At 72.6% G+C, this 12,365-nt stretch carries 6 protein-coding genes and 3 pseudogenes; 5 read left to right on the top strand and 4 right to left on the bottom strand.

All coding sequences use genetic code 11. The features are described from left to right. Positions 1-32 precede the first annotated feature (32 nt). Positions 33-1,111: pseudogene (locus tag AC38ZX_RS11750) on the bottom strand (carboxylate-amine ligase). Positions 1,112-1,707: 596 nt separating this feature from the next. Between AC38ZX_RS11750 and AC38ZX_RS11745 the strand changes: the two are divergent. Next, positions 1,708-3,133, top strand: a pseudogene (locus tag AC38ZX_RS11745) (DUF6421 family protein). Here the strand turns inward: AC38ZX_RS11745 and AC38ZX_RS11740 are convergent. The 3 genes from AC38ZX_RS11740 to AC38ZX_RS11730 form a co-directional block, all read right to left on the bottom strand. Next, on the bottom strand, positions 3,123-3,869 hold the full coding sequence (locus tag AC38ZX_RS11740) for a potassium channel family protein (protein ID WP_491294353.1): 747 nt from the start codon (positions 3,867-3,869) through the stop codon (positions 3,123-3,125). The pseudogene AC38ZX_RS11745 and the gene AC38ZX_RS11740 overlap by 11 nt on opposite strands. 41 nt (positions 3,870-3,910) lie before the next feature. Then, complete coding sequence (locus AC38ZX_RS11735) at positions 3,911-4,702, bottom strand: transglutaminase-like domain-containing protein (protein WP_426592148.1); 792 nt, start codon at positions 4,700-4,702, stop codon at positions 3,911-3,913. A 72-nt stretch (positions 4,703-4,774) separates the two neighbouring features. Beyond that, on the bottom strand, positions 4,775-6,223 hold the full coding sequence (locus AC38ZX_RS11730) for an SDR family NAD(P)-dependent oxidoreductase (protein WP_491294350.1): 1,449 nt from the start codon (positions 6,221-6,223) through the stop codon (positions 4,775-4,777). Between the two features lie 276 nt (positions 6,224-6,499). Between AC38ZX_RS11730 and gad the strand changes: the two genes are divergently transcribed. The 4 genes and pseudogenes from gad (at position 6,500) to hrpB (ending at position 12,350) form a co-directional block, all read left to right on the top strand. Then, complete coding sequence (gad, locus tag AC38ZX_RS11725; protein ID WP_491294347.1) at positions 6,500-7,924, top strand: glutamate decarboxylase; 1,425 nt, start codon at positions 6,500-6,502, stop codon at positions 7,922-7,924. Beyond that, entirely contained in the window at positions 7,921-8,805 is an 885-nt protein-coding gene (locus tag AC38ZX_RS11720; RefSeq protein WP_491294344.1) for a hypothetical protein, read from the top strand. The genes gad and AC38ZX_RS11720 overlap by 4 nt, the downstream gene beginning before the upstream one ends. 152 nt (positions 8,806-8,957) lie before the next feature. Continuing rightward, positions 8,958-9,833, top strand: a complete 876-nt coding sequence (locus AC38ZX_RS11715) for a phosphatase PAP2 family protein (RefSeq protein ID WP_491294341.1) — start codon at positions 8,958-8,960, stop codon at positions 9,831-9,833. A gap of 36 nt (positions 9,834-9,869) precedes the next feature. Next, positions 9,870-12,350 (top strand): annotated as a pseudogene (hrpB, locus tag AC38ZX_RS11710) (ATP-dependent helicase HrpB). Positions 12,351-12,365 lie beyond the last annotated feature (15 nt).

The raw sequence follows: 12,365 nt of genomic DNA, 5'->3' as shown, positions 1-12,365 counted from the left end.
CCGCGAGCTCCTTCCTTCTTATGTGGGACCGACTACGCGAGCGTCCGGTCGACGGCGCGACGGACCACCTCGTCGTCGTCCGCCCCTTCGGCTCGCCAGCCCAGCTGCTGGATCGCACCGTTGCCCCGGCGCAGGACGGTTGCGATCTGGTGCTCGACCCAGTCGACGTCCCCGTTCGCGACGAGCGCGGGTCGTACACGCTCGACGAGCGTCGCGACCGCCTCCGCCGCCGGCACCGGCGTACCGGTCAGGGGATCGACCAGGTCGCCCGTCAGCCCGGACCGGGCGGCCCGCCAGGCGGCGGCCCTCAGCAGCTCGGTCCGCGGCGGGTCGGTCGTGGCGCCCGGTGTGTCCGCCAGCGCGCGCACCAGCGCCGCCTGCAGCGCGGCGTCCCCGGCGTCCAGGCAGACGTCGGCCACCCGTACCTCGACCGTCGGGTAGCGCGACGAGAGCCGGGCGTCGAAGTAGACCATCCCTTCGTCCAGGATCGCTCCCGAGCGCAGCAGTCCCTCGATGACTGCGCGGTAGCCGGCGGCGTCGCCGAACGGTGCGGTCGGGCCGGCGGTGGGCCATCGACCCCAGACCTGCGACCGGTACTCGCGTAGCCGGTGTGCGTGCCCTGCCACGAGGGACTGTTCCCAGACAACGCCAGCAGGATCGGGGTCCACGGGCGCAGGTGGTCGAGGATCCGCACGCCCTCGTCGTCGTCGGCGACCTCGACGTGCACGTGGCACCCGCACGTCAGCTGGTCGCGGGCCGTCTGTCCGAACTCCGCGCGGATCGCGATGGCCCGCCGGTCGGGCACGACGGTCGACTCGACCACCTGCGGAGCCGTGGCCAGGGCGGCGATGCGGGCACCGGCGCGGCGAGCGAGCTCGTCGGCTCGCTCCCGTCCGGCCCGGATCTGCTCGACGAGATCCGCGAGGTCGGTGCACGGGTGCGTCGAGGTCTCGATCTGCTCCTGCTTGAACTCCTTCTCGAGGTCGCCGCCGGGGACGTCACCGGACGACGGCTCGTCGGCCGCGTGGCGCAGGACCGCCGCCGCCACTGCGTGCGGCCGACCGTCGGGCGTGACGAGCAGGAACTCCTCCTCGACGCCGACGCTCCGCATCGGCTCAGTCTGGGGGAGACGCCTGCGTCGCGCTCGGCAGCGCCGGCGCTGGTAGGCGGCCCGAGCGCACCTGACCGCGACGAGGAACGGCCACCCCCAGACGTCGTGGGAGGTCTCCTGCCCTGTCCGCTGGCCCGTTGACCGAGGAGCCCGCAGACCGTACCGTGCGGTAACGCTCCCGTCCGGATAGTGAGATGCGCATGAGCCTCTTCCCGACCCTGCATGCCACCGCGGACCTGCCGCCCGCGCACCGGGCCCACCTCGAGGGCCATGGGATCGCCCTGGTCGGCGCGACCGACGACCCGGACGTCGTTCTCGTCCTGCCGGGGACGGACCCCGTGCCGACGCGGGCCGGGACGGTCGTCGTCGCCACGGGTGACGACACGTCCGCAACGGTCGCGCTCCTGGCCGCACGCGGCATCGTGGCGCGTCCGACGGGGTCCGTCGGCGTGCTCGCTGCGGCCGAGGTCGGCGTCCCGGACCTCTTGGCATGGACGAGCGACCTCACGCTGCCGGTGCGGGCCGTGTTCGACGCCCCGACCCCGGCCGTCGCCCTGCTGCGGCTCGGCGAACGCGGTCCGGTCGTCGCCGCGGGGATGCGCGACGACCGCGGCACGCTGCTCGCCCTCGGCGTCGATCCGCTCGCCGGCAGCCCGGAGGCCCTGCTGAACGCCGTGTGCTGGGCGGCGCCGACGGCGACGACCGATGCGGTGCGTCGGGACGGGCTCGTCGACCACCCGGCCTGGCAGCGGCTGAAGGCCGACGTCACCGAGCTCCAACGGCTCCAGGTCAAGGACGGGTCGATCGCGGACGCGTCCCTGCACGCCCGCGCCCGAGAAGCTCGTGACGGCCATCGACATCGCGGTCACCGAGCTCGTCCCGGCTCTCCCGCACGACGAGGAGTACCTCACCGCCGTGGGCAAGGACCTGCAGCGCTGGTCCGACGGCGGGTTCGTCGTGCCCGACTTCCTCGACTCCCTGGTCGCGTTCCGGCCGGAGACGCAGCGGACCGACGGGTTGGTACATCTGGTTCTCTTCCCGATGTACACGCAGAACGGGAGCACGGAGCGGCGGGTCGAGGCTGTGCTGCTGCGGGTGCGGTGGCCCGACCTGGTCGCGGACCTGGAGGCGACGCAGTTCAGCAACGCGCTGTTCGTCCCGGTGACCTTCCTCGACTTCACACCGGGCTACGACACCAACTCTGCCGTCCTCTTCCCGGAGACGGTGGCCGTGCGGGAGGTTCCGGCGTTCACGTGGGGTGCCATCTTTGCGGACCGCGAGGCCGCGCGGTTCCGTCGCGTGGTGCGGGCGGCGGCCGAGACGACCCGCCTGGCGTTGCCGCCGGACGCGGCCCGGTTGCTCGACGACCAGCGCCTGGCCGAGGAGACCTTCGTCCTGTGGGACCTCGTGCACGACCGGACGCACATGCGCGGCGACCTGCCGTTCGACCCGTTCATGATCAAGCAGCGGATGCCCTACTTCCTCTACTCGCTCGAGGAGCTGCGCTGCGACCTCACCGCGTTCCGTGCGGCCGTGCGGCTCGAGGCCGACGGGGTGCCGCACGCGCGGTACGTGCAGTACGCGATCCTGTTCGACCGCATCTTCCGCTTCCCGGTGACCGGCAGCCGCGTCCGCAACTACGACGGCCTGGGCGGCCAGCTGCTCTTCGCCTGGCTGCACCAGCAGCACGTCCTGCACTGGACCGACTCCCGGCTCACCATCGACTGGCCGCAGGTGCCGGATGCCGTCATCGCGCTGGCCGAGCGGATCGAGCAGCTGTACTGGCGCTCGATCGACCGGCCCAAGACCGCACACTGGCTGGCCGCGTACGAGCTCGTGTCCGGCACGCTCACCCCGCACCCGGCATCGGTGTGGGCCGTGCGCGACCTGCCGCTGGACGGCCCGCCGAAGGGTCTGACGGATGCGGTGCTCGACGACGAGTTCCCGCTGTCCATGTTCTACGAGGCGTTGTCCCGCAAGATCGCCGAGGTGGTGGCCTCGACCTCGGGGATCACGGCGTAGGCCCCTGCGGCTCGTCCGTGCCTGGGCCGAGCCTCGAGCGACGCGGCGTGACCGTGAACGAGGCGACGAGGCGCGCCACCAAGGTGGCCAGGAACACCTGGCCGACGAGGGCCTCGAAGGTCGCGATGTTCCGCCCCGGGAACGTCGCGGCCGTGAAGTCGCCGTAGCCGAGCGTGGTCAGCGTCGTGTACGAGAAGTACTGCAGGGACTGCTGACTGGTCGCCTGACCACCGGCGAAGAACGGACCGGAGCCCAGCCAGGCGATGACCCCGAAGACCGCTGTGAAGATCATCCCGATCATCAGGTAGGCGCTGAGCGCGCCGAAGATCGACTGCAACGTGATGGCGGCCCGCCGCAGGATGCGGTCGAGGATCACGACGAGGGTCGTGATGAGGATCGCGGCGACGGCCGCGTTCAGGATCCCGTAGGCGTCGTCGCGGGGGAGCAGGGCGAAGGCGAGGGCGCCGACTATCGCTGCGACGATCGGGACGCCGCGCACGACGATCCGCCAGGGACCCTCGACGCGCGACGAGCGGATGGCCACCACCAGGGCGCCGACGTAGAGGAATGCGACCAGGACCTGCACCCACTCCTGGCTGCCCAGCGCGGAGAGCACGTAGGCGGTGACGAGGAGCGTGAGGACCAGCGCGAACCGGTCCGGCTCCGCACGACGTTCGGACCAGGTGCGGCGCGAAGGCAGGACGCTCTCGTCCGGGTCGGGTTCGGCTGCGCTCACGCACCGGAGGTTAGCAGCGGGACCGCCGGCCGCGACGCGGCTCAGCCGACGACGACGAGATCCCGTACGTCGTCGTCGGGCAGCGTGCCCGCGACGGCCGTGACCTGGAGCTCCAGCAGGTCGGCGAACCCGTGGTGGACGTTCAGGAACGCCGTGTCGGAGGCGTCCCGACCCGTGGCGATCCGCACCAGCGTGGACCGAGGCGCGAGCGTCGTCGCGTCGACCACGTACCAGGTGCCGTCCAGGTAGGCCTCGGCGACCGCGTGGAAGTCCATCGGTGACAGGCCCGGCGCGTACACCGAGGCCAGTCGCGCGGGGACGTCGAGGGCGCGCAGCAGGGCGACGACGAGGTGGGCGTAGTCGCGGCAGACGCCCTCGCGAGCGAGCAGGGTCCGGACGGCGCCGTCGGTCGGCAGGCTCGAACCGGGCACGTAGGAGAGCCGGGACCCCACCCACGAGCTCACCGCGGCGAGCAGGTCGTACCCGCGCAGCCCGGCGAACTCGGCGTGGGCCGTGGGGCCGAGGGAGTCGGACTCGCAGTAGCGGCTCGGCCGCAGGTAGCGCAGGGCGTCCGCCTCGTCGGTCGGTTCGGCCTCGGCGCGCCCGTCGATCGTCGCCGTGTAGTCGAGCAGCAGGCGGCCGACGCCGGCCTGGACCACGTGCAGGCGCGTCCCGTGGTGGTCGAGGAGCGCGGTCGGCTGGACGAACCGGCCGTCGACCGAGACCGTGAGCGCCTCGGTGCACGCGTACTGGCTCGACACGGCGAGCTCGAACGCCAGCGTCGCGGGCGCGGTCACGTCGAGGACGAGGTGGGCGCTCATCTCACGATGCATGCGCCGAGCGTGGCGCCTCCGGCTGCCGCGCGCCTCCGGACGCGGCCTAGAGGTCGCCGAGTGTGACCAGCGTCACCATGCGGATCGCACGTAGTCCTTGAGGAAGCAGCCGTACAGGTCCTCGCCGGCCTCCCCGCGCACGATCGGGTCGTACACGCGCGCGGCGCCGTCGACGAGGTCGAGCGGAGCGTGGAAGCCCTCCTCGGCGAGCCGGACCTTGGTGGGGTGCGGCCGCTCGTCGGTGATCCAGCCGGTGTCCACGCTCGTCATGAGGATGCCGTCCAGGGCCAGCTCGTTCGCGCTGGTGCGGGTGAGCATGTTGAGGGCGGCCTTGGCCATGTTGGTGTGCGGGTGCCCGGGGCCCTTGTAGCCGCGGGAGAACACCCCTTCCATCGCCGACACGTTCACCACGTACGACCGGCCGGCCGGCCGCCGCATCACGTGCCGCAGCCGGCTGACCAGGATGAACGGCGCGGTCTGGTTGCACAGCTGGACCTCGAGCAGCTCCATCGGGTCCACCTGGTCCACGGTGTGCACCCAGCTGTTCGACTCGGCCGTGTCGGGCACGAGCCCGCCGGCGTCGATCGCGGTGCCGGCCACGAGCCGTTCGAGCGATGCGTGCTCGGCGGTGAGGGCCAGCCGGTCGACGCCGGCGGCGACGCTCGTCAGCTCGGTGACCGATCCGGCGAGCGCGATCGGGTGGGCGCTGCTGGTCCGGCCGTAGGTGGTGATCGTCGGCAGCGGTCGGTCCGGCAGCGGCTCGAGCTCGGCGTCGGCGAGGTGCGAGTACGCACCCGGGGAGCGGCGGACCGTCTGCGCGGCGTTGTTGATCAAGATGTCGAGCGGTCCCTGCGCGGCGACCTCGTCGGCCAGGGCGACCACCTGGGCCGGGTCGCGCAGGTCGATGCCGACGATGCTCAGCCGGTCGAGCCAGTCTGCGCTGTCCGGCATGGCGGCGAACCGACGCGCGGCGTCGCGCGGGAACCGGGTGGTGATCGTCGTGGTCGCGCCGTCCCGCAGCAGGCGCAGTGCGATGTACATGCCGATCTTGGCGCGGCCGCCGGTGAGGAGCGCGCGCTTGCCGGTCAGGTCGGTGCGGGCGTCGCGCTTGGCGTGGTTCAGCGTCGCGCAGGTCGGGCAGAGCTGGTGGTAGAACGCGTCGACGTCGACGTACGGCTCCTTGCAGATGTAGCAGGGCCGCGCCTTGAGCAGCGTGCCTGCGGTCGCGCCCTGCGCGGCCGAGACCAGAGGGATGCCGTTGGTCTCGTCGTCGATCCGGCCCGGGCTGCCCGTCGCCGTCGCCGCGATGACCGCACGGTCGGCCGAGCCGATGGCCTCGCGCTTCTCGGCCCGTCGCTGCTTCTTGGCGGCCTTGAACAGCGCCGAGGTGGCGCGTCGGGCCAGCGCGAGGTGCGGGTGGTCCGACGGCAGCGCGCTGATCTGCTCGGCGACGCGCAGGAAGGTCTCGAGATCGGCGGCGTCGACCTCGTCGGTCGCGGGCTCCTGGGTGAGAGTGGTCATCATGCGTGTCCTAGCGGGTCGTCGAACGAGAATGCTGCCGACGGGCACGCTTGACAAGGGGAGCGAGCACGAGAGCCGGGCGCGGGGGAGTGCTCAGTCTACCGGCAGGCCGCTCGGCGCCACGCTTCCTCCTGCCCGCGGGGGACCAACGCCGAAGTCCGGACAGACCGGGACAGAAGTGCACCGTCGGCTGCTACGTTCGATCCGCAGGTGCGTGCACATTCTCCGCAGGTCGCCGCCGCCCGGGCGTCCCGCGGCTGGACCCGAGGAGCAGCGGTGAGCAAGAAGCTTGAGAGCATCGACGTGTTCGGCCCGATCCACGGCCGGCCCAGCTTCCGGGAGCACATCGACCGCGGCACGTTCCCGGAGCACGGCATCGACGCCGACGAGGCGTACGAGCTGCTGCACACGGGGCTCATGCTCGACGGTCGCGAGACGTTGAACCTCGCGTCGTTCGTCACCACGTGGATGGAGCCGCAGGCCGAGAAGCTCATCCACGACACGATCCGCAAGAACCACATCGACCACGAGGAGTACCCGGCCGCCTCGCTGGTCGAGGAGGCCGCCGTGCACATGCTCGGCGACCTGTTCCACGCACCCGACAACGCCCAGGTCGTGGGCGTCGCGACGATCGGGTCGTCCGAGGCGATCATGCTCGGGCTGCTCGCGCACAAGCGCACCTGGCGCAACCGTCGGGCCGCCGCCGGGCTGCCCACCGACAGGCCGAACGTCGTCTTCGGCGCCGAGACGCACGTGGTCTGGGACAAGTTCGCCAACTACTTCGACGTCGAGATGCGCAAGATCCCGATGAAGAAGGACCGGTTCGTCATCAGCGCGGCGGACGTCGAGCCGCTGGTCGACGAGAACACGATCGCTGTGGGCGCGGTCCTGGGCACCACCCACATCGGCGAGTCCGACCCGATCGAGGAGATCAACGACCTGCTGGTGCGGATCAAGAAGGAGAAGGGCTGGGACGTCCCGCTGCACGTCGACGGGGCGAGCGGCGCGTTCATCGCCCCCTTCGCCGAGCCGGACTTCCTGTTCGACTTCCGGCTGGAGCAGGTCGCCTCGATCAACGCCTCGGGGCATAAGTACGGGCTCGTGTACCCGGGGGTCGGCTGGCTGGTCTTCCGCGACGCGTCCAAGCTGCCTGAGGACCTCGTCTTCAGCGTCAACTACCTCGGCGGGGCGCAGCCGACGTACACGTTCAACTTCTCGCGCGGGTCGGCCATGATCCAGGCGCAGCTGTACAACTTCGTGCGCCTGGGCCGGAGCGGGTACACGTCGATCGTCCAGACCATGCTCGCCAACGCCAGGTTCCTCAACGAGAGCCTGGTGGCCAGCGGAAAGTTCGAGATCCTCAACCCCGGGCTCGCCGAGCCCGTGGTCACGTTCACGCTCAAGGGCGACCCCGGCTTCGACGTCTACCACCTGTCGGCCAAGCTCCGTGAGGACGGCTGGATCGTCCCGGCGTACAGCCTGCCGCCGGACGGGCAGGAGACGCACCTGATGCGCATCGTCGTCCGGCTGGACCTGAGCCGGCTGATGATCGAGCAGCTGCTCAAGGACCTGCACCTGGCCTACGACGCTCTCCTCGCCGAGCAGCCCACGCACGAGCAGACGCGCAAGCCCGACGTCTGGACGTCGCCCGCCAGCGCCGCCGCCAAGAGCAAGGCGCGCACGGGTTTCACCGAGAGATGAGCGCCGGCGCCACGGTCCCCGACCTTCCGGCCGGGTGGCGCGTCGTCGAGACCTCCGGCCCGGCGTCCTTCGTCACGAACGCCGTGCTGGAGCGTCCCGACGGCTCTCGCGTGCACTGGAGCTCGCGCCGGCACCGCAAGGGACTGGGACTCCTCGAGGACCGCGTGCTCGACCCGGCGCGCACGTGGGCCGAGCGACCGACCCCGATGAGCTGGTGGATCGGCGGCCTGTTCGCCGTCGGGTCGCTCTGCTTCGCGGTCGGCGCGGTGCCCGTCTACTTCGACAGGGTCGCGCCGGCGGTCGTGGCCTGGACGTTCTTCGTCGGGTCGATCTTCTTCACCAGCGCGGGCTACCTGCAGTACCGCGAGACCGTGACGGCGCCCGAGGGGATCTTCGTCGACCGCCAGACACGCGGGCCGGTGCGCCGGCTCATCGGCTGGAAGCCCCGACGGCTCGACTTCTGGGCCGCGTTCATCCAGCTGGTCGGCACCCTGTTCTTCAACGTGACGACGTTCGCAGCCACCCGCGCCGATCTCACGCTCGCGCAGGATCGACACCTCGTCTGGGCGCCCGACGCGGTCGGATCGGTCGCGTTCCTGGTGGCCAGCTGGTTCGCCTACTCGGAGGTGAACCGGGGAGTCCTGCCCCGGTCCGACCGGTCGACGGGCTGGCGGATCAGCGCGCTGAACCTCCTCGGGTCGATCGCCTTCGGGGCGTCCGCGATCGGCGCGCGATACCTGCGCTCGACGGGCGAGCTGGCCAACCTCTCGCTCGCCAACCTGGGCACGTTCGTCGGCGCCGTCTGCTTCCTGCTCGGAGCGGTCCTGCTCCCGGTCGAGTCGGCGCGCGACCGGGCACCCGACCGGGCCAGCGCCGCATGAGCCGCCTTGCGACCGCTCCGCATCCGGACCGGCCGTGTCGGGTTCGACGGGCATTGCAGAGCCACCGGGTGAAGGATTGCTGACGTTTGTCACAGGGTCCGAAGGGCCAGAGCAACAATTCATGTCGTAGCCGTCCGCTAGCCTCGTTCCCGATGGTCGAACGAGACGCCGCAGGCACCAACGCGAGACGCGCCGCTCTGCGCGAGATCGCGCTCTTGGTCGTGCTCTACGCCGCCTACAGCGCGACCCGGTTCGTCGTCGGCGGCGACTGGGGCGCCGCGCGCCACCACGCCCTGGACATCCTCGAGGTCGAGCGGTTCCTGCACATCGACGTCGAGCACGAGATCAACCACGCGATCACCCCGATCACGCCGCTCGCCGTCTTCTCGGCGTACTGGTACGCGACGATGCACTTCATCGTCACGTGGACCGTGCTGGTCGTGCTCTACATCCGGCGGCCGGCCCTGTACCGGCCCGCTCGAACCGCCTTGTTCGCGGCCACGTTCATCGCGCTCCTGGGGTACATGTTCTACCCGACCGCCCCGCCGCGGCTGACCGGCGGGTTCATCGACACCGTCGCGTCGACCTCGCAGTACGGCTGGTGGCCGTCCGCGGCCGAGCAGGCGCAGAACGCCAGCACCGTCACCAACCAGGTCGCGGCCATGCCGTCCATGCACGTCGGGTGGGCGTTGTGGGTCAGCGTGGTGCTCGCCTGCCTGGCCCGCCGGCGGTGGCTGAAGATCCTCTCGTTCGGGTACGTCGCGACGACCACGTCGGTCGTCGTGCTGACGGCGAACCACTGGCTCCTCGACGCAGTCGCCGGCGGCGCGCTCGTCCTCGTCTGCTGGTTCGCCGCGTTCGGCGCGACGTCCGGGGCCGCCCGTCGTGGCGTCGACCGGGTCGCCGTGCCGGAGGACTACGCCCTGACCGCCCCGGAGAACCACGCCGCGAGCGAAGCGCTGGAGCCGCCCGACGTGCGCGAGCTGCCGAAGCACGAACGCGACCCGGGCCGACCCGCCACCGGCTGAGCCACGTCGCACCGCCGGCCAGGGCAGACTCCATCCGTGGACGTCGACCCGATCGCGAGGCTGCTGGCGGATCCGCCCGACCTCCCGGTCGGTTCGGCTCTGGCCTCCGTCGTCGCCGCGGTCGGCGTGCACGGCGTCGCTGTCGTCCAGGCGCCGCCGGGCACCGGCAAGACCACGCTCGTCCCGCCCGCGGTCGCCGCGGCCGTGGGCGGCCGGGTCGTCGTCACCCAACCGCGCCGGATCGCCGCGAGGGCGGCCGCCCGACGCCTGGCAGGGCTGCTCGGTGAGCCCGTCGGACGCACCGTCGGCTATACGGTCCGCGACGAGAGCCGCACGACCGCCGCGACGCGGATCGAGGTGGTGACCACCGGCGTCCTGCTGCGCCGGCTCCAGCGTGATCCGGAAGCTCGCCGGCGTCGGTGCGGTCGTGCTGGACGAGGTGCACGAGCGACAGCTCGACGGGGACCTCGCCTCGGCGCTGCTGGTGGACGTCCGGGCGAACCTCCGGGACGACCTGGTGCTCGTCGCCATGTCCGCGACGGTGGAGGCGGCCAGGACGGCGGCCCTGCTGGGCGGTGCTCCCGTCGTGGCGGTGCGGGGCGCTCTGCACCCGGTGGACGTCGTGTGGTGCCCGCCGCCCGCCCGGACGGCGCGGACCGACGAACGCGGCGTCACGCCGTCCTTCCTGGACCATGTCGCCGCGACCGTCCGCCGAGCGGTGGACGAGCGTCCCGGCGACGTCCTCGTCTTCCTGCCCGGCGCCGGAGAGATCGGCGCGGTGGCGCGCCGGCTCGCCGGCCTGGACGTCGACGTCCGACCGCTGCACGGCCGGCTCGGTCCGGCCGACCAGGACCTCGCGCTCGTCCCCGGGCCCCGCCGGCGGGTGGTGCTCTCCACCGCGGTCGCCGAGTCGTCGTTGACCGTTCCCGGCGTCCGCGTGGTGGTGGACGCCGGGTTCTCGCGGGAGGCTCGCGCCGACCACCGTCGCGGGCTGGCGGGGCTGGTGACGGTGAGCGTGAGCCAGGCGGGGGCGGAGCAGCGCGCGGGCCGGGCCGGCCGCGAGGCGCCCGGCGCGGTCTACCGGTGCTGGTCGCAGGCGGACCACGCGCGCCTGCAGGCGCATCCCGAGCCCGAGATCCGCACGGCCGACCTGACGGCGTTCGCGCTCGAGGCCGCATGCTGGGGGAGCCCGGGCGGGGTCGGGTTGGCCCTCCTGGACCCGCCGCCCGTGGCTGCGCTGGAGACGGCGGTCCGCACGCTCCAGGGGCTGGGTGCGCTCGCACCCGACGGGACGGTGACGGTCCGCGGCCGCGCGGTGGCGGCGGTGCCGGCCGATCCGCGGCTGGCGCGTGCCCTGCTCGACGGGGCGAGAGTGGTCGGTGCCCGGCGCGCGGCCGAGGTCGTGGCGATGCTCTCCGACGACGTCCGGGCTCCGGGTGGCGACCTGGTCGCGGCGCTGCGGTCGCTGCGGCGCGGGGCGCCCGAGACCGTGCGCTGGCGGGCCCAGACCGAGCGGCTGCTGACCGCCGTGCCGGACCGCACGCCGCCCGGGGCGCTGACCGACGACCTAGCCGCGGCGTTCGTCGTCGCCCTCGCGCACCCGGACCGGATCGCGCGCCTACGGCCGGGTGGGAGCGCCTACCTGATGGCATCCGGCACCGGCGCGACGCTGCCGCCGGGCTCGCCTCTGAGTGGGTTCGGCTGGTTGGCGGTGGCCGACGCGGACCGGGGTGGCGCGCGGCGGGACGCGACCATCCGGTCGGCGGCTCCGTTCGACGTCGACCTGGCGATCGACGCCGCACCGGCGCTGCTGGGCGACGAGGAGCGCGTGGACTGGCAGGACGGCCGCGTCGTCGCCCGCCGCGTCCGATCGCTCGGCGCGATCGAGTCTCGGCGACCGGGCTCGCGGACCCGGACCCTGCACGGGTGGTCGCGGCGGTGCGCAGCGGGCTCGAGCGAGAGGGGCTGGGCGTCCTGCGCTGGAGCGACGGGGCGCGAGCGCTGCGGCAGCGGCTCGCGTTCCTGCACCGGGCGCTCGGGGAACCGTGGCCCGACGTCTCGGACGACGCCCTGCTGGGCTCCCTCGACACGTGGCTGGGCCCGGACCTCGGCCGCGGGAGGTCCGACCCCAGGAGCATCGACGTGACGACGGCACTGCGTCGGCTCCTGCCCTGGCCCGACGCCGCGCGGCTGGACGTCCTCGCGCCGGAGCGGCTCGGGGTCCCGAGCGGATCGAGCGTGCGCGTCGACTACGAGCCGGACCAGCCCGTGCTGGCCGTGCGGCTGCAGGAGACGTTCGGCTGGCGTCAGACCCCGCGGCTGGCCGACGGGCGCGTGCCGGTGCTGCTGCACCTGCTGTCGCCGGCCGGGCGACCCGCCGCGGTCACCGCGGACCTCGCGTCGTTCTGGCAGAACGGGTACCCGCAGGTCCGGGCGGAGCTGCGGGGGCGCTATCCGAAGCACGCGTGGCCGCAGGACCCTCTGACGGCCGAGGCGACGCGCCGCGTCACTCGGTGAGGACGCGGCGTCGTC

It is taken from the genome of Cellulomonas sp. McL0606 (genome assembly GCF_058248365.1).
The sequence above is the reverse complement of the archived record's forward strand: the minus strand, read 5'-3'. Positions and strand labels throughout refer to the sequence as shown.